The organism is Lentzea indica (assembly GCF_012184385.1).
In the GTDB taxonomy this organism is placed as follows: domain Bacteria; phylum Actinomycetota; class Actinomycetes; order Mycobacteriales; family Pseudonocardiaceae; genus Lentzea; species Lentzea indica.
In genome coordinates this window covers 1-15,443 of sequence record NZ_VSRL01000212.1, presented here as the reverse complement: position 1 = coordinate 15,443, position 15,443 = coordinate 1, and the positions used below count along the sequence as shown (strand labels likewise).

General features: G+C 67.8%; 22 protein-coding genes and 1 pseudogene. 10 read left to right on the top strand and 13 right to left on the bottom strand.

All coding sequences use genetic code 11. The features are described 5' to 3' along the window. Window positions 1-204 precede the first annotated feature (204 nt). A complete protein-coding gene (locus FXN61_RS37380; RefSeq protein ID WP_167978653.1) occupies window positions 205-774 on the bottom strand; it encodes a DinB family protein in 570 nt (189 codons plus the stop codon). Window positions 775-1,045: 271 nt separating this feature from the next. Between FXN61_RS37380 and FXN61_RS37375 the strand changes: the two genes are divergently transcribed. Beyond that, the gene (locus tag FXN61_RS37375; protein ID WP_167978652.1) at window positions 1,046-1,564 is read left to right on the top strand and encodes a DinB family protein; all 519 of its coding nucleotides are present in this window, start codon (window positions 1,046-1,048) and stop codon (window positions 1,562-1,564) included. Between the two features lie 7 nt (window positions 1,565-1,571). Here FXN61_RS37375 and FXN61_RS37370 read toward each other — a convergent pair whose 3' ends face one another. After that, window positions 1,572-3,146, bottom strand: a complete 1,575-nt coding sequence (locus FXN61_RS37370; protein ID WP_167978657.1) for an alkaline phosphatase family protein — start codon at window positions 3,144-3,146, stop codon at window positions 1,572-1,574. Between the two features lie 83 nt (window positions 3,147-3,229). On the opposite strand from FXN61_RS37370, the gene FXN61_RS54815 reads away from it, so the two are divergent. Beyond that, window positions 3,230-3,628 carry a RibD family protein gene (locus FXN61_RS54815; protein ID WP_312878295.1) on the top strand — a complete coding sequence of 133 codons (399 nt, stop codon included), beginning with the start codon at window positions 3,230-3,232 and terminating at the stop codon, window positions 3,626-3,628. Then, window positions 3,573-3,890 (top strand): RibD family protein, encoded by a 318-nt coding sequence (locus FXN61_RS54810; protein WP_312878294.1) that lies wholly within the window; start codon window positions 3,573-3,575, stop codon window positions 3,888-3,890. Before FXN61_RS54815 ends, FXN61_RS54810 begins: the two co-directional genes overlap by 56 nt. On the opposite strand, the gene FXN61_RS37360 is transcribed toward FXN61_RS54810, so the two are convergent. Together FXN61_RS37360 and FXN61_RS37355 are read right to left on the bottom strand one after the other, a co-directional pair. Next, entirely contained in the window at window positions 3,871-4,281 is a 411-nt protein-coding gene (locus FXN61_RS37360) for a DoxX family protein (RefSeq protein ID WP_167978651.1), read from the bottom strand. The two genes, FXN61_RS54810 and FXN61_RS37360, sit on opposite strands and share 20 nt — an antisense overlap. Further along, the gene (locus tag FXN61_RS37355; RefSeq protein ID WP_167978650.1) at window positions 4,274-5,008 is read right to left on the bottom strand and encodes a CDP-alcohol phosphatidyltransferase family protein; all 735 of its coding nucleotides are present in this window, start codon (window positions 5,006-5,008) and stop codon (window positions 4,274-4,276) included. Before FXN61_RS37355 ends, FXN61_RS37360 begins: the two co-directional genes overlap by 8 nt. A gap of 41 nt (window positions 5,009-5,049) precedes the next feature. Between FXN61_RS37355 and FXN61_RS37350 the strand changes: the two genes are divergently transcribed. Both FXN61_RS37350 and FXN61_RS37345 read left to right on the top strand, forming a co-directional pair. Next, window positions 5,050-6,033, top strand: a complete 984-nt coding sequence (locus FXN61_RS37350; RefSeq protein WP_167978649.1) for a zinc-dependent alcohol dehydrogenase — start codon at window positions 5,050-5,052, stop codon at window positions 6,031-6,033. Then, window positions 6,020-6,718, top strand: coding sequence for a creatininase family protein (locus tag FXN61_RS37345; protein WP_167978648.1), 699 nt, complete (start codon window positions 6,020-6,022; stop codon window positions 6,716-6,718). The genes FXN61_RS37350 and FXN61_RS37345 overlap by 14 nt, the downstream gene beginning before the upstream one ends. Here FXN61_RS37345 and FXN61_RS37340 read toward each other — a convergent pair. The 4 genes from FXN61_RS37340 to FXN61_RS37325 are packed head-to-tail and all read right to left on the bottom strand — an operon-like array spanning window position 6,626 to window position 9,746. Further along, window positions 6,626-7,594: a lysylphosphatidylglycerol synthase transmembrane domain-containing protein gene (locus FXN61_RS37340; protein ID WP_167978647.1), complete on the bottom strand. Its 969-nt coding sequence runs from the start codon at window positions 7,592-7,594 to the stop codon at window positions 6,626-6,628. The two genes, FXN61_RS37345 and FXN61_RS37340, sit on opposite strands and share 93 nt — an antisense overlap. Before the next feature lie 16 nt (window positions 7,595-7,610). Then, complete coding sequence (locus tag FXN61_RS37335) at window positions 7,611-8,390, bottom strand: class I SAM-dependent methyltransferase (RefSeq protein WP_167978646.1); 780 nt, start codon at window positions 8,388-8,390, stop codon at window positions 7,611-7,613. Next, window positions 8,387-9,382 (bottom strand): glycosyltransferase family 4 protein, encoded by a 996-nt coding sequence (locus FXN61_RS37330; RefSeq protein ID WP_223165772.1) that lies wholly within the window; start codon window positions 9,380-9,382, stop codon window positions 8,387-8,389. The genes FXN61_RS37335 and FXN61_RS37330 overlap by 4 nt, the downstream gene beginning before the upstream one ends. Further along, on the bottom strand, window positions 9,336-9,746 hold the full coding sequence (locus FXN61_RS37325) for a 6-pyruvoyl trahydropterin synthase family protein (protein WP_167978656.1): 411 nt from the start codon (window positions 9,744-9,746) through the stop codon (window positions 9,336-9,338). Before FXN61_RS37325 ends, FXN61_RS37330 begins: the two co-directional genes overlap by 47 nt. A 75-nt stretch (window positions 9,747-9,821) precedes the next feature. Between FXN61_RS37325 and ribA the strand changes: the two genes are divergently transcribed. Together ribA and FXN61_RS37315 are read left to right on the top strand one after the other, a co-directional pair. Then, the gene (gene ribA, locus FXN61_RS37320) at window positions 9,822-10,472 is read left to right on the top strand and encodes a GTP cyclohydrolase II (RefSeq protein ID WP_312878292.1); all 651 of its coding nucleotides are present in this window, start codon (window positions 9,822-9,824) and stop codon (window positions 10,470-10,472) included. A gap of 38 nt (window positions 10,473-10,510) precedes the next feature. Beyond that, complete coding sequence (locus FXN61_RS37315) at window positions 10,511-11,692, top strand: amidohydrolase family protein (RefSeq protein WP_167978644.1); 1,182 nt, start codon at window positions 10,511-10,513, stop codon at window positions 11,690-11,692. Here FXN61_RS37315 and FXN61_RS37310 read toward each other — a convergent pair. Genes FXN61_RS37310 through FXN61_RS37300 form a run of 3 tightly spaced genes read right to left on the bottom strand, consistent with a single transcriptional unit; the run spans window position 11,650 to window position 13,234 of the window. Then, entirely contained in the window at window positions 11,650-12,594 is a 945-nt protein-coding gene (locus FXN61_RS37310; RefSeq protein WP_167978643.1) for an NAD(P)-dependent alcohol dehydrogenase, read from the bottom strand. The two genes, FXN61_RS37315 and FXN61_RS37310, sit on opposite strands and share 43 nt — an antisense overlap. After that, entirely contained in the window at window positions 12,591-12,815 is a 225-nt protein-coding gene (locus FXN61_RS37305; protein WP_312878291.1) for a helix-turn-helix transcriptional regulator, read from the bottom strand. The genes FXN61_RS37310 and FXN61_RS37305 overlap by 4 nt, the downstream gene beginning before the upstream one ends. Further along, window positions 12,812-13,234, bottom strand: coding sequence for a hypothetical protein (locus FXN61_RS37300; protein ID WP_167978642.1), 423 nt, complete (start codon window positions 13,232-13,234; stop codon window positions 12,812-12,814). The genes FXN61_RS37305 and FXN61_RS37300 overlap by 4 nt, the downstream gene beginning before the upstream one ends. A 137-nt stretch (window positions 13,235-13,371) precedes the next feature. Here FXN61_RS37300 and FXN61_RS37295 point away from each other — a divergent pair, with 137 nt between their 5' ends. The 3 genes and pseudogenes from FXN61_RS37295 to FXN61_RS37285 all read left to right on the top strand — a co-directional run bounded on the left by FXN61_RS37295 (window position 13,372) and on the right by FXN61_RS37285 (window position 15,071). Further along, window positions 13,372-14,238 (top strand): serine hydrolase, encoded by an 867-nt coding sequence (locus tag FXN61_RS37295; protein WP_167978641.1) that lies wholly within the window; start codon window positions 13,372-13,374, stop codon window positions 14,236-14,238. A gap of 69 nt (window positions 14,239-14,307) precedes the next feature. Next, a pseudogene (locus FXN61_RS53315) lies at window positions 14,308-14,562 on the top strand (AfsR/SARP family transcriptional regulator); the annotation flags it as partial. 62 nt (window positions 14,563-14,624) lie between these two features. After that, window positions 14,625-15,071: an AfsR/SARP family transcriptional regulator gene (locus FXN61_RS37285; RefSeq protein WP_312878290.1), complete on the top strand. Its 447-nt coding sequence runs from the start codon at window positions 14,625-14,627 to the stop codon at window positions 15,069-15,071. An 8-nt stretch (window positions 15,072-15,079) separates the two neighbouring features. Here the strand turns inward: FXN61_RS37285 and FXN61_RS37280 are convergent, their stop codons facing one another. Both FXN61_RS37280 and FXN61_RS37275 read right to left on the bottom strand, forming a co-directional pair. Next, entirely contained in the window at window positions 15,080-15,232 is a 153-nt protein-coding gene (locus tag FXN61_RS37280; RefSeq protein WP_167978639.1) for a hypothetical protein, read from the bottom strand. Between the two features lie 8 nt (window positions 15,233-15,240). Beyond that, a partial coding sequence (locus FXN61_RS37275; RefSeq protein WP_167978638.1) for a hypothetical protein occupies window positions 15,241-15,443 on the bottom strand: 203 nt, incomplete at its 5' end.

The window sequence follows — 15,443 nt, the reverse complement described above, 5'->3', positions numbered from 1 at the left end:
CGTGACACCGGAGCACGCGCGAACCAGATCTGACTCGAGCACGAGGCCCCTCACCAGCGAGATTCATCGGTCAACTGGCGAAGAGTGTACATCTCACAGGCGCTACGTCGGCACGGCGCTCACCGCCCTGACCGCCGTCGGGTTCGGGCTGACGGTGGTCAGCATCCAGCTCGTTCCGCTGCTCGCCGAGGTGGTGACCTGGCGTTATGCGTTCTTGCTGCTCGCGCCGGGTCCGGTGATCGGCACGCTCGCCATGCTCAGGACCAGGTCGTAGTAGCCGTCGGGGTTGTCCGCGCCGGACCGGCCGTCGATCAGCTCCCGCACGACGTCGCAGTGGCCGGCGTGCTGCGCGGTCTCCGCCACGACGCGGACGAGCAGGTGCCCGAACGTGGTGCCGCGGCGCTCTTCCGGCCACCACGGAACCGACGCGGGCGCGTCCAGCGGCAGGGTCGCGATCGACTCGTCGGAGTGCTTCCAGGCCAGGCGGTACAGGTCGACGATGTACTCGCGGCTCTCGGTGGGCTTGACCCACATGTCGCCGTTCTCCCAGATCGACCCGTCCTCGGCCCACGGCAGCTTGACCGGCGCGGGACGGCCCACGCTGTCGCCGAGGTAGCCGAACTCGATGCCGATCAGGTGCTTCACCAGGCCGAGCAGGTTCGTGCCACTGGGCACGAGCGGACGGCGCGCGTCGTACTCGCTCAGGCCGTCCAACGAAGACAGAACGGACTCGCGCGAGCTTTGCAGGTAGTGGCGGAGATCGTCGGCACTCATGTCTCGGACACTAACGCCGGGGTCCGACAAGTTCTGAGCCCTCTACCACCGGGCGCCGGTGCCGGACTCGACCGGCGATCGAGAAGTGCCCGGGATCTGGCACGAGCATGTCACTTTCGGCTGACTCACCGAGAGTGACGTCCTGGTCAGAGCCGGATCGCTCGAAAGTCGCTCAAGTTTCGCTAGAGCGGCCGCTCGTCTAGGACACAAGCTGACCTCAAGTGGTCATACAGTCCTTCATGTCGGGACAAACGAGCGAAGGACAAGAGCGATGACCAGCACCGAGATCCTCACCGGCGAGCGCGCGGACCTCCTGGAGACCCTCCGGCAGCACCGCTGGTTCCTGACGTTCACCGCGCAGGGCCTCACCGACGAGCAGGCCGCCTCCAGCCCGACGGTCAGCGTGCTCTCGATCGGCGGCTTGATCAAGCACGTCTCGACGGTCGAGGAGAACTGGGTCAAGTTCATCGAGCACGGCACCGCGGCGCTGGAGCCCGGCACGGAGTCGGAGGCCCACGACAGCCACGAGCGCAACTTCCGGATGGAGCCGGGCGAGACGCTGGAGAGCATCCTCGCGCGCTACAACGAGATCGCGGCGTACACCGACAAGCTCGTCGAGACGGTCGACATGGACCTGTCGTACCCTCTGCCGTCCGCGCCGTGGTTCCCCGAGGGCAAGACGTGGTCGGCGCGGCGCGTGTTCGCGCACATCATCGCCGAGACCTCGCAGCACGCGGGCCACGCGGACATCATCCGCGAGACGATCGACGGTCAGAAGACCATGGGCTGAGTGAGGGCTAAGGCCTGGGCGGCGAGAAGGTCGAGAGGAACTGGTCCCGGAAGTCGCTCATCCGCGACACCGGGGCCGACCCTCCCGGCTTGATGCCGTCGTCCCACTTCCAGGCCTCGGTGCGTGAGAGCACAGCGGGATCCTTGGCGACGATCGTGATCGGCACGTCCCGCGACGCACCCTCGCCGGTGACCATCTGCGCCGGCTGGTGGTCGCCGAGGAACACGAACACCAGGTTCTCGTCGCCGTACCGCTCGACGTACGAGATCACCGACTCCAGCGAGTACGAGATGGAATGCGCGTAGTCGGCGCGCACGGCGGCCGGGTCGCGGCCGAAGATCGACTCCGGCGGGTCGTTCGAAGCCGGCATCGTGCGGTAGATCGAGCCGTCGCCCAGCTTGTCCCAGTCCACGGAGTCCGGCGTCGGCGACCACGGCGCGTGCGACGAGACCATCGGGATCGCGGCCATCACCGGCCCGTGCTCCTTCGAGCGCTCAGCGCGTTGGAAGGACTCCAAGGTGAACTGGTCCGGCGTCGTCGCGTACCCGAACCGCGGCCCGGCGTACCCGAGATCAGCAGCGTCGTAGATCTCGTTGTAATGGAAGAAATCGCCTTCCGGCCACGCCTGCGTGATGCCGGGGACGACACCGACCGAGCGCCACGACGACTCGCGGAACGCCCTCGGCAACGTCAGCCGGTCGCTCGCCACGAGGTTGCGGTAGCGCTGCTGGTTGTCGATCCACAGCCCGGACAGAAACGTCGCCTGCGCCATCCAGCTGCCACCGCCGGCGGTCGGCGAGGTCAGGTAGGCGGACTTGGCTGCGTACCCGCGCGCCTTCAACCGCGCGTTGCCATCGGCCAGCTTGGCCGCCACGTCCGGCATGTCCAGGGCCGACTTGCCGTAGCTCTCCACGAAGGTGAACACGACGTCCTTGCCCTGCAACGAGGACAGCAGCCCGGGGTGTCCTCGCAACGCGTCGACCGAAGCCTCGGCGGCGAACACCTCCTGGTCGTGCAGCCCGGCCTGAACGCGCCGGGCGTGGTCCACCAACGACGTCGCGGCGGCATCGGAGTAGACCGGAACCCCAGGCACGGCAAGCGAAACGCACGCCACGGCCACCACGGCCACAGCGCGGACCGCAACCGGGCGTCGCCCGCCGGCCGAGGAACTGAGCCGCAGCACGGACAGCGCGGCCAGCAACACGATTCCCGCTACCAGCGCCACCGCGGCCACAACGGCGAGCACGGAAGCGAAGCGGCCGAACGTGACGTCCACGAAGTCGATGGCGGGCACCAGCAGCGGCCAGTCCAGCACCAGGTCGAACGGCCGGTACAGCACCATGTCGAACCCGATGTCCATGATCTTGACGACCGTGAACAGCCCCAGCGCGATGCCACCGGCGATCGCGGCCGGCTTGCGGAACCGGTCCGGCAGCAGCACCAGCACCATGACGCCGACCAGGCCTTCGAGCGGCACGCGCAGGAACGCCTCCGGGGTGAACTTCTCCAGGTCGCTCGGTGCGATGAGCACGAACAACACGAACAGCCCTGCCAAGACAGTGGCCGTCCGACGCAGCAACATCCTCACCGAGAATCCCCTTTCCTCACCTATGAGGTAAACGCGGCCCGACCCGCGACCGGTTCAACTGCACTACCATCGAGTCCGTGACCCGCCCGCACGTTCTGCTGAGCGTCGCCGTCAGCCTCGACGGCCACATCGACGATCGTGGAACCGAGAGGTTTCCGCTTTCCAACGCCGAGGACTTCGATCACGTCGACCGGATGCGCGCGGAGTCGGACGCGATTCTGGCCGGAGCCGAGACGCTGCGACGCGACAACGCGCGCCTGCTCGTCTACAGCGACGAGCGGCGCGCGCAGAGAATAGCCGACGGCAAACCGGAGTTCCCACTGCGGGTCACCGTCACCAGGAGTGGCAAACTGGACCCTGAGCTGCGATTTTGCACTGCGGGGCGCCCGGCTCGTCTACTCGGCGACCACCCCGACCACGGTGGACCACCTCGCGGAAACCAAAACCTTCAGCAATTTCTCAGAGATTCTGGATGACCTTGGCGCGCGGGGCGTGAGAAAGCTCATGGTCGAAGGTGGCACGAGCATTCACACCGCGTTCCTCAAAGCGGGACTCGCCGACGAGATCAGGGTCGCGGTCGCTCCGATGCTGATCGGACAGGCGACGGCTCCGCGTTTCGTGAATCCCGCCGAATTCCCCGGTGGACCGGCACGCCGATTCCACCTGGCGGACGTCACGAAAGTCGGGGACGTCGCCGTGCTGCGCTACTTCCCGAAAGTCAGCTCTTCCGGCCCGTGATCTTCGAAAGCAGGCCGAAGATCTGCTCGCGACGGTAGATCGCGATGATCAGCGACCACACCACGAAGATGATCGGCATCGTGGCGGCCTTGAAGCCACCGTTCGTCACCAGGAAGAGCTCGGTGAGCGCGGCGCCGCCCATGATGCCGGCGAGGGCCAGTGCCGCGATGCCGCAGATGCGCGGGATCACCAGGCCGATCGCGGCGGCGATCTCCAGGACACCCGTGAAGTAGCGGAACCACTGGCCGAAGCCGATGTCGTCGAACTTCGCGACGAACTGGTCGGTGAACAACGCGTAGCCGTTCATGACGAACTGCACGGCGAGCACGATCTGCAAGATCCAGACGACGATGTTGCCGATCTTCGCCGCGGTGGAGGTCTGCTCAGACATGACGGGATCCTCCCACCGAAACACCGGCATTACGCCACAGCCACCGCACATCGCGACCGAACGACCACACCAACGATGCAAGCGCGAGACCGACGACAACAGCCGCGAACGGGATGACGCCCGAGGCCGCCACGACCAGGAAGATTCCCTGCACCGCGGCCACGACCTTGCGCGCGTAGCTGGCAGGCAGCGGCGCGTTCATCCAGCTGAAACGCCACGACGCCGCCACGAACACGTACCGCATGAGCCCGATCGCGAGCACCCACGGACCCATGTGCACCGCCACGTACGCGCTCAGCACCAGGATCAGGAACGCGTCGACCTCCATGTCGAACCGCGCGCCCAGCGCCGTCGATGTTCCCGTACGACGAGCGACCTGGCCGTCCACCCAGTCGAGTGACAAAGCGACTGCGGCGAGCGTCACGACCAGCGCGACCGGCACGTCCTGGCCAGCGCGGTCCGCGACCAGCGCGGTGACGGCGCCGACCATCAGGCCGCGGGCCAGAGTGACCCGGTCAGCGGGCCCCAAAGACGCCGTGCGGTGGCGTTGCATGCCGTAGCCGAGGAACGCCCACGTGGCGAACCCGTAGGCCAGACCGGCGGCCCAGCCCAGCGGCCCGAGCCCGGCGGTGACACCGACCACGCCCAGCAGGAGTACCTGTGCGGCGGCCCAGACGGCAGGCTCCCGTACGACAGCGGGTGTCCTGGTGTGCTGAAGTGTGATCATCAGGTGCCCCTAGTGGACTTCGTGCGGCGGAGGTGTTGTGAGTGACACGTACGGCGAGTGCCTTTTGGCTCAATGAATCCGGAAAAGGAGAGGTTCGGCAGGTCGCACTGCCCGAACCGGGTCCGGGCGAGGTCGAGGTGCGCACGCTGTTCTCCGGGGTCAGCCGCGGCACGGAGACCCTCGTCTTCCGCGGTGGCGTGCCGGAGAACCAGTACGCGGTGATGAGGGCTCCCTTCCAGGAGGGCGACTTCCCGTGGCCGGTCAAGTACGGGTACCTCAACGTCGGTGTCGTTGAACACGGGCCCGAACAACTGCGCGGGCGCACGGTGTTCTGCCTCTATCCACATCAGACTCGTTACGTGGTCCCCGAATCCGCGGTCACGCCGGTGCCCGACACCGTTCCTGCTGCTCGCGCGGTGCTCGCGGGCACCGTCGAGACCGCGGTGAACGCCGTGTGGGACGCGCACCCGTTGATCGGCGACCGGATCGCGGTGGTCGGCGGAGGCATGGTCGGATCGAGCATCGCCGCCGTGCTGGCGACGTTCCCCGGCGCGCGCGTCCAGCTCGTGGACGCGGATCCCGGTCGTCAGGTCATCGCTGATCAGCTCGGCGTCGGTTTCGCCTTGCCTGGCAACGCACTCGACGGCTGCGACCTCGTCTTCCACGCCAGTGCGACGGAACCAGGCCTCACCACGGCGCTGAACCTGCTCGCACCAGAGGGCCGCGTCGTCGAGCTGAGCTGGTATGGCGACAGGAAGATCGCGGTGCCGCTGGGCGAGTTCTTCCACTCGCGCCGGCTGACGATCCGCAGCAGCCAGGTCGGCACCGTCGGCCGCCAGGACCGCACCTACGCCGAACGCATGGCGCTCGCTCTCGATCTGCTCGCGGACGACCGGTTCGACGCGCTCATCACGGGCGACAGCGCGTTCGAGGACTTGCCGGACGTCATGCCGAAGCTGGCCGGCGGCGAGATTCCGGCGCTGTGCCACCGGATTGACTACGGTCAGGGCCATGTTTCCGAGTGACACCACGGTCGACGTCCGCGACCAGCGCGTGGCGGTGCTCCCTGTCGGCAGCACCGAGCAGCACGGTCCGCACCTGCCGCTGGCCACGGACTCGGTGATCGCGTGGACGATCGCGTCGGAGATCGCGGCGAAGCACCCGGTCCGGCTGCTGCCGCCGGTCCAGTTCTCGTGCTCGCAGGAACACGCCGGCTGGCCTGGCACCGTCAGCATCTCCGCGCGCACGTTGATCTCAGTGGTCACGGACATCGCGGACTCTTTGCGGCGCAACGGGGTCACGAGCCTGGTCCTGGTGAACGGCCACGGCGGCAACTACGTGCTGTCGAACGTCGTGCAGGAAAGCGAAGGCCTGGCACTGTTCCCAGGACGTGACGACTGGGCGTTCGCGCGGGAGAAGGCCGGCATCGAAACCTCGGCGTACAGCGACATGCACGCGGGTGAGCTGGAGACCTCGATCCTCTTGCACGCTCACCCCGATCTCATCCGTCCCGGCTACGAAACCGCTGACCACCTGGCGGAGGACCGGCGGCACATGCTCACCCTGGGTCTGGCGCCGTACACGGAGTCCGGCGTCATCGGGCGTCCTTCGCTCGCGTCAGCGCGCAAGGGCGAGCTCCTGCTCGCGGGGCTGGCCGAGTCGTTCCGCCACTACCTCGACCTGTTCGGTCTTGGCGGCGCGGCGACGTGAGGTGAACAGCACGACCGCACCCGGCAGGCTCGCGATCAACGCCAGCACCCCGTAGACGATGCCGGTGGTGAAGCCCCGCTGGGCACCCAGTCCGGCGGCGGCGAAGGCCACCGCGAGGAACGCCTCGCGCGGGCCGAACCCGCCGATGTTGACCGGGATCGCCATGATCAGCAGCGCCAGCACGACGACCGGCGCGAGCTGGGTGATCGTGGCGTCCGACCCGGCGGCGCGCGCGGCGACCACGAACATCGCCACGTACCCGGCGACCGTGGCCGCCGACAGCCCGATGACCGCCGGCCACGTCTTCAGCGACAGCAGCCGGATCCCGTCCGCAAGCGTGTGCACCAGGACGCGGCGCACCGGCCTGATCTGCCAGCCGACGACAGCGGCAACGGCCAGACCGGCGAGAACGAGCCCGACGGTGGTGCCGCTCGGTGCGAGGTCGAGGCCGGGCGCGGGGTGCGTGAGCAGCACCGCGAGCCCGATCCCGATGAGCACCATCTGGCCGGCGAAGCGCTCGAAGAACACGGCGCGCACGCCACGTCCGACATCGCCCGACTCACGTCCGTGGTTGACCGCGCGGTGCACGTCGCCGAGCACGCCCGCGGGCAGCACGGCGTTGACGAGCAGCGCCCGGTAGTAGTCGCTGACCGCGGTGCCCATGGACAGCGACAGGCCGAGGCGGCGCGCGATGAGCACCCAGCGACCGGCGCTGAGCAACGTCGTCGCGAACCCGATCGCCAACGCGGCGGCGACGGAGAACGCGTCGATCGCGCGCAGTCCGTCCAGGAAAGCCCCGGTGCCCAGGCGCAGGCCCAGACCGACCAGGATCGCCACCGCCAGCAACAGGCGAAGCCACGGCCAGAAACGTTTCATCAGGCAGCTCCCCAGATCATGATTTGGCGGGTATCGCTAGCAGGTCGACGTGATGGACCACCGCTGAGGCCGTTGACCTGCGGCGCAGGTACTCGGACGCCTCTGCGGCGCGTGCGGGTTCCTGCTCGACCGCCGCACCGACCCAGCCCTTGAGCCACTCCCCGAGCAGGGAATCAGCATCCAGTCGCCAGGGGCTCTGTGCCGTTCGAACCGAAGCGCCGGCTGCCACGAATGCCTCTTCAGCAGCGGCCGGAGCGTCCGGTCCGAGGAGCCTGCGCCCGTCCACGACGCGGCGCTGGTGAGCGTTGAACGCGTCCTGGAAGGCGGCGTCGAGCGGCTCGGCCGGGTCGAACTCGATCCGGCCTGCCACCGAGAGCGTGAACAGTGCGGGCACATGTGCTTCTACGCATGCAACCGCCAGAGCGTTCATCTCGTTGGTAGTGAGCAAGTCGAGCAATGCGGAGCAGGTGACCAGGTCAGCGCCCTCGAGTTCGGCGGCGTTCAGGGACGTGAGGTCGCCCTCACGCGTCTCGACGGTGACGTCCTTCAGCTCGCTCATGCTGGCCTCGGCCAGCTCGAGCAGCCGGGGGTCGCGGTCGTGCAGCACCCAGTGCTGTACGCCGCCGAGCCTCCCGGCGAGCCATCGTCCCATCGATCCCGTGCCACAACCCAGGTCACGGATCGTCAGGGGGTTTCGGTTCACCAGAGTTGCGCGGACCACTTCAACAAGCTCCGTCGAGCGTGCCTCGGCGTCCGCTTTCTCCCGCAGTGCCAGCCATTCCGGCGCGAAGGTCATGGCCGCAGACTAGCCAGCACCCTCCGCAGGTCCTCTGTGGATTCGTCCCAAGTGGACAGGTGCACCCGTCGCGCCAGCGCTTTGGCCTTGAGTTCCGCGCGGAATTCCTGATCTTGGAACCAGCGGGTCAGTGCAGCTTCGAATGCTTTTTCGTCGCCCGCCGGGAGCAGCAGACCGCCGTCTCCGAGCGCGTCAGGCACCGAGCTCGCGATCACCGGCAAACCGTGCGCGAGCGCCTCGGTCACGACCATCCCGTAGGTCTCAGCACGAGAGGCCAGCACGAACAGGTCAGCCTTGGCGTATGCGCTGGTCAGAGCCTCACCGGTGAGCGGTCCCAGGAAGCTGACACGATCATCTTCGGGCAGTTGCTCCCTGAACGGGCGGAGAGGACCGACGCAGGCGAGCCGCCAGTCGTGGTCGATCTTCCGCAGGGCTCTGATCAGCAGGTCGTGCCCCTTGCGGGGTGTGATCGAGGCAACGCAGATGAGGTGGCTGACACCATCCGTGCCCGGCGCTTCCGGCGCCGGATCGGTCCCCGGAACGACGACGTGGACGTGGTCGAGCCCATGCCTGGTCTTGATGTTGCGCGCGGCAGTCGGGCTGGTGGCGACAACGGCGCTCGCAGCCCGCAGGACCTGGCGTTCCTTGGCGTCGAGAAGGCGCGCCGTCTCGGCATCGAGCCCGGTCTCGTCGGCCAGCGGCAGGTGCACGAGCACGGCGAGCCTGAGCCGTCGCGCATGCGGGACGACCACTTCAGGCAGACCGCAGGCGACCAGGCCGTCCAGGAGGACGACGTCCCCGTCCGGGATCCGCGCAAGCGTTTGCCGCAGCGCCGTGACGTCGTGCGGAATCGGCCAGTCACCAGCGACGGTCAGGCGGTTGAGCCCTGCCCCGACCCGCAGGTCGTAGACGTTGCCGCCGCTGGGACTGCCCGGATCGTCGACGTCAGCCGGAAGGACGAAGTGCACGTTCGTAGCCGGCCCACGCCACATGGGACTCGTGAAGTGTGACGGCGATCGCATCGATCCCGTGAGCACCCTCACCCAGAGCGCCCTCGGAGATCTTCTCCGCGAGCTGGTCCGCGATGTGCTTCGCGAGCCACTCCGTGGACGTGTTGATGCCTGCGAACTGCGGTTCCTCGTCCAGGTTGCGGTAGTTGAACGCCGCCAGGACCTTGTTCAGTTCCTGCGTCGCGAGTCCGATGTCGACAACGATGTTGTCCGAATCGAGTTCAGCACGTTTGAACGTTGCGTCCACCAGGAACGTTGCTCCATGGAGACGTTGTGCCGGACCGAAGACCTCGCCGCGGAAACTGTGGGCGATCATGACGTGATCGCGGACGGTGATGCTGAACAGGATGACCTCCGCTGTGCGGTCGGGTTACGGTGCGACCTCGCATCCGAGCGTAGTTGAACGCTCGGGAGGCGCCTGGTGACGAGGGGACCCGAGATGTTCGAACAGGCCTTCAACGACGAAGACGTGGCGGAGTCCGACTTGGTGACCCGCCGTGGCACCTTCCGCGCAGTCGCGTTCCGCGCGGACGGCCACGAGCACATGGCCCTCGTCTACGGCAAGACGAAACTGCGCGAGAACGTCCTCGTGCGCATCCACTCGGAGTGCATGACCGGCGACATCTTCGCCGCCATGCGCTGCGAGTGCGGCGAGCAACTGGACGCCGCGCTGAACACCATCGTCCGCGAAGGCAGCGGCATCCTCGTCTACCTGCGCGGCCACGAGGGACGCGGAATCGGTTTGGTGGCCAAGGTCCGCACCCACGTGCTCCAGGACGCCGGAATGGACACCCTGGACTCCGCGACCTCCCTCGGCCTGCCCGTGGACGTCCGCGACTACACCCCCGCGGCCCGAGTGCTGCGGCACCTGCGCGTGCAGTCGGTGCGCTTGATGTCCAACAACCCGGACAAGATCGCGGCCCTCGAGGACAACGGCATCCCGGTCACCTCGCGGGTGCCGCTGCTGATGGCCCCGAACTCGCACAACATCGCGTACCTGACGGCCAAGCGCGACCGCCTGGGTCACGACCTGCCGCAGGTCGACTCCTTCACGTTGCCGCATGCCCGCTGACCGTTGCTTTCCCAGCATGTGGAGCGCAAGATGTTCCGATGCTGGCGCTGCGAGCTGGGCGTGCCTTCGACGGTGAGCACTCGCTCGCCGGCCCCGTCACGGTCATCACCGAGAACGGCACGATCACGGCGATCGAGCAGGGCCATCCCGACGTGCCGGACGCCGAGGTCGTCGACCTCGGCACGGCCACCGTCCTACCCGGACTGATCGACACCCACGTCCACCTCGGCGCGGACAGCGAGATCGGCGCACTCGACCGCATTCCTGCGTACTCACCGGAACAGCTGGACGCGGTGATCAAGGAGAGCCTGGAACGCCAGCTCAAAGCCGGTGTCACCACCGTCCGCGACCTCGGCGACCACCAGTGGTCCGTGATCGACCAGCGTGACCGGCACCGGCAGCGCGTCCTCGGCTCCGGTCCGCCGATCACCAGCAAGCAGGGCCACTGCTGGTCGATGGGCGGTGAAGCGACCGGCGAGGACGAGCTCCGCAGGGCCGTGCGGGAGCGAGCCGAGCGACGGGTCGACGTCGTCAAGATCATGGCCAGCGGCGGGTTCGCGACTCCCGGCACCGCTGTCTCCGACTGCCAGTTCACCGAGCAGGAACTGCGCGTCGTGGTCGAGGAAGCCCACGCGCACGGGCTGCCGGTCACCGCCCACGCCCACAGCCTGGCCTCGGTGCAGCGGGCCCTGGCCGCGGGTGTGGACGGCATCGAACACATCTCCTGCCTGACCGATCACGGCATGCACGTCCCCAGGGACCTGCTGGACGCCTTGACGGAAGCCGACATCACCGTCTGCCACACGCTCGGTGTCTCGCAGGAACCGCCACCCTTCATCAGGGAGGCGTGGGAGAAGGTCGGCATGAGCTACGCCGGCAAGGTCAGCATGGCCGGCCTGATGTACGACCACGGCGTCAAAACCGTCGCCGGCACCGACGGTGGCATCGCCAAGGGCAAGGAGCACGGGGTCATCGCCTACTCCGTTGCCCATCTCGTCAAGGGCGGCGTGCCGAACGCGGCCGCACTGGCCGCCGCCACGAGTCAGGCGGCGAAAGCGCTGAACGTCACCAAGGGCATGCTCAAGCGCGGCTGGGATGCGGACATCATTGCCGTGCAAGGAGATCCGATGCGGGACATCACGGCGTTGCACCACGTGACCACCGTGATCATCGGCGGTCAGATCGTGACGACGACCTTGCCGATCGACCGTCGCGTGTAGACGTAAGAGATGGCGTCAAGCGCCTCGGACAAAGGGAAAGTCCGGTCCACCGCGGGCTTCACCGTGCCCGCCTCGATCATCACTCGCAGCTCGTCGAAAACCTCGCCTCGTTCCGTTGACAGCAGCAGAGAGAACTTCTGCGGCACGAACGGGTTCAGCGCCATCGCCCGCAACGCGCGGTCGAACCCGCCGAGCAACGGCCCCGAGGTCTCCGAGCCCACCAGCACGACGGCGCCGCGTGGAGTCACGGCCCGGCGCAGCCGCGACAGCGACCGGTGCCCGCCGCAGTCCAGCACGAGGTCGTACGTACCGGTGAAATCCGCGACCGTGTAGTCGACGACCTCGTCGGCACCCAGCGACCGCACCAGCGACACCTTCGACGTGCTGCACACGCCGGTCACGTGAGCACCTGCCGCCTTGGCGATCTGCACTCCGTACGATCCGACACCACCACCAGCGCCGAGGACGAGAACCCGTTGCCCCGGCTGAACTCCCCGTAGTCCCTGCAACGCCGTCCCGCCGGAGATCGGCACCGCGGCAGCCTCCGTGAACGACAGCCCGGCCGGCTTCGCGGCGAGTTGCGAGACCGGTGCCACCGCGTACTCGGCGAACGCTCCGAGGCAGGTGCCGAACACCTCGTCGCCCACCGCGAACTCCGTGACGCCGGCCCCCACCGCCGACACGACGCCGGCGACGTCCCTGCCCAGGACCGGCGTCTTCGGCGCGCGGAACCCGAACCCCATGACCCGCATCAGGTACGGCCGTCCGCTCAGCACGTGCCACGTGCCCATGTCGACGCCCGCGGCCCGCACCTCCAGCAGAACCTCACCTTTCCCAGGCACAGGCACATCCACGTCACCGAGCGCGGCAGATCCATATCTTCGTGACACCACAGCTTTCACGTCGTCTCCTCCTCCGGGTACTGGAAAACCTCTTCGAGCGACACCTTGAACACGCGCGCGATCCGGAACGCCACCTCCAGCGAGGGCGAGTAGCGCCCCTGCTCGATGGCGATCAACGTCTGCCGCGTCACGCCGATGGCGGAAGCGAGATCCGCCTGCTTCATCTCGCCGTGCGCGAACCGCAACGCACGGATGGAGTTCGTGACTCTCGTCGGCTTCACTGCATGCCCCGCCGATAGGCCACGATCTTCGCGACGGAACCGAGCACCGCGGACAGCACGAAGCACAGGTAGAGCACGTTGGCGATCCAGAAGTGCGCGGCCTCGAACATCGCCAGCACCATCGCGGACACACCGCCGATCACAACGAACGACTGGCCGATGTGGTCACCGAATCGGCCGATCTCGTGGTCGCGTTCGTCGGCCTGCAGGCCGTCGTTGCGCGACGCGATGCCGAACGAGATCCCCGCCACGATTCCGGCGACGATCCCGATCCCGATCGTCCACAGCATCGCGCCGATGTACGGCACGTCGGCCAACGGCTGCCCGTCCATCCGACTCAGGACGAGCACGACATACACGGCATAACCGACTACGGCGATGACCCCCAAGGCCCACGCCTGCTTCTCCTCGTACGCCACGGCCCCGCTCCCGATGTCAAAGAAACCTGACACGACCAAGGTAAAGCGAAGCGGACACCGTGTCAAACATCTTTTACTTGATCGACGCGTCCGTATGGCGGTCGACGGCCACCGATCGGCCCCATAGCGTGCGGCTCATGCTCCGTCCGATCCTTGTTGCGTGCGCGCTTGCCCTCACGGCGTGCGGTCATGCCGTGACGGCGGAACCACCCGCCGTGGCACGTACCCCGCAGCCGCAGCACACGCCGGCGGCAGCACCTCTCGTCGCCACGCCCGAGGTCTGCCCGATGCCCGACAGCGGGCTGGAGTGCAACTTCCAGAAGCGCGTCAAGGCCGCGCAGGACTACGCCGAGACGAGGCCGGGCACCGTCGGCATCGTGCTGCGCGACCGCAAGACCGGGGCGATGTGGCGCAACGGCCACGCGGGCGACCTGACGTGGACCGCGTCGACGATCAAGCTCGCGATGGTCGTGAACCTGCTGGAGCGCCACCGCGCCGGCAAGATCAAGCTCAGCAGCGAAGACCGCAAGCTGATGACCGCCATGCTGCACAGTTCCGACGACGAAGCAGCGAACACGCTGTGGAAGCGGTACGGCGGCACGACGTTCAACGCGGCGTTCGGCAAGTACGGAATGACCGAATTGGTGGCACAAAAGGGATATTCGGCCACGTTCCCCTACTGGGGCTACGAGAAGTGCACGACGAACGACCTCGACCGGCTGATCAACTACATTCTCGACACGGTGCCCGCGGCAGACCGCGACTACATCACCGGACAGATGCGCCAGGTCGGCCCCGAGCAGCAGTGGGGCGTCTGGGGACCGGACTCCGGCGCGAAGAACGGCTGGTCGGAGGAGGACGGCGGCTGGGTGATGAACTCCGTCGGGTTTGTCGGGCCGGACGCGCGCTACACCGTCGCGATCATGAACAGCCTCAAGGGCGAGGGCGGCTACGACGAGGGCCGCGAGACGGACACGGAGATCACCCGCATCCTGTTCCGCTGATTCGCCTGCGGCTCCCCCGCTCCGCGTGGCACCCTGGTGCAGGCACGGTCTGCTTTGGGGGAGAGCGGAATGTGGCTGATCAGAACACTGGGACCGATCAGGGTGGAGCGCCAGGGCGAGGAGATTCCGCTTGGCCCGCCGCAGACACGCACGGTGCTCGCGCTGCTCGCCGCCAGCGCCAACGAGGTCGTCTCGATCGAGACCATCATCGACGAGCTCTGGGGCAGCTCACCGCCCGCCTCGGCGAGAACCCAGATCCACGGCATCATCTCGGCGTTGCGCCGCCTGCTCGGCCACGACCGGATCGCGACCGACCGGCCCCGCGGCTACCGGCTGCGCGCCGCCGCGGACGAGCTGGAGACCTGCCTGTTCCACGACGACCTGGAGTGCGCGCGCAAGATGCTCGCCCAGGCGCCGTCGCACCGGGCGCGGCCAGGTTGCGTCGCGCACTCGCCCGCTGGTGCGGTCCCGCCCTCGCGGACCTGCGCAACCACTCCTGCAGCCGGCTGGAGGAGGCCCGTGTCCAGGCGCTGGAGGAACGGGTGGCGGCCGATCTGGATCTGGGCCGCGGCGCCGACCTGGTCGGCGAGCTGACGGAGCTGGTCACCGAACACCCGTTGCGCGAACGGTTCCGGGCTCAGCTGATGACCGCGCTCGCGCAGTCGGGCAGGCTCGCGGAGGCGTCGAGCGCGTACAGCGAGTTCCGCACGACGCTGGTCCGAGAGCTCGGTGTCGAGCCCTCGCCCGGCCTGCGTGCCCTGCACACCAGCATCCTGCGCGGCGAGGTGGCCGGCTGGTGGGTCCAGCCGGCCACCCGGTCACTGAGCCGGTAGGGACCACCTCAGGGGCAGATCCTCAGCGACGTCACACGGTTGCGGTGCGCGGCGATCAGGTTGCCCTGGGCACCACCTTCGACGGCGAAGATCAGGTTGTTGAAGCCGCCGGCGTCGTAGTAGCACCACAACTCGGCGCGACGGTTGGAGAAGCTCTCCATCGTGTTGTTCAGCCGCGCGGGCCGGAGGAGTCCGCGAGGTCGCCGTCACCGCTGGCGAACGACCCGTACCCGTGCCCGCCGTTCAGCCCGGCGAAGATGCAGCTGCGGTTGGCCGGACAGTGGTCGAAGTGCTGTGCGCCCACATCGGACTTCGTGTACACGTACACGTTCGACGGCACCTGCGTCCCGGCCGGCGCAGCCGACGCGGCCG

What these genes read in the sequence shown, in the direction of transcription:
- FXN61_RS37380 (WP_167978653.1), bottom strand. Translation starts at nt 774, where the DNA reads ATGAGTGCCGACGATCTCCGCCACTACCTGCAAAGCTCGCGCGAGTCC.
- FXN61_RS37375 (WP_167978652.1), top strand. Translation starts at nt 1,046, where the DNA reads ATGACCAGCACCGAGATCCTCACCGGCGAGCGCGCGGACCTCCTGGAG.
- FXN61_RS37370 (WP_167978657.1), bottom strand. Translation starts at nt 3,146, where the DNA reads ATGTTGCTGCGTCGGACGGCCACTGTCTTGGCAGGGCTGTTCGTGTTG.
- FXN61_RS37360 (WP_167978651.1), bottom strand. Translation starts at nt 4,281, where the DNA reads ATGTCTGAGCAGACCTCCACCGCGGCGAAGATCGGCAACATCGTCGTC.
- FXN61_RS37355 (WP_167978650.1), bottom strand. Translation starts at nt 5,008, where the DNA reads ATGATCACACTTCAGCACACCAGGACACCCGCTGTCGTACGGGAGCCT.
- FXN61_RS37345 (WP_167978648.1), top strand. Translation starts at nt 6,020, where the DNA reads ATGTTTCCGAGTGACACCACGGTCGACGTCCGCGACCAGCGCGTGGCG.
- FXN61_RS37340 (WP_167978647.1), bottom strand. Translation starts at nt 7,594, where the DNA reads ATGAAACGTTTCTGGCCGTGGCTTCGCCTGTTGCTGGCGGTGGCGATC.
- FXN61_RS37335 (WP_167978646.1), bottom strand. Translation starts at nt 8,390, where the DNA reads ATGACCTTCGCGCCGGAATGGCTGGCACTGCGGGAGAAAGCGGACGCC.
- FXN61_RS37330 (WP_223165772.1), bottom strand. Translation starts at nt 9,382, where the DNA reads ATGTGGCGTGGGCCGGCTACGAACGTGCACTTCGTCCTTCCGGCTGAC.
- FXN61_RS37315 (WP_167978644.1), top strand. Translation starts at nt 10,511, where the DNA reads ATGCTGGCGCTGCGAGCTGGGCGTGCCTTCGACGGTGAGCACTCGCTC.
- FXN61_RS37295 (WP_167978641.1), top strand. Translation starts at nt 13,372, where the DNA reads ATGCTCCGTCCGATCCTTGTTGCGTGCGCGCTTGCCCTCACGGCGTGC.
- FXN61_RS37280 (WP_167978639.1), bottom strand. Translation starts at nt 15,232, where the DNA reads ATGGAGAGCTTCTCCAACCGTCGCGCCGAGTTGTGGTGCTACTACGAC.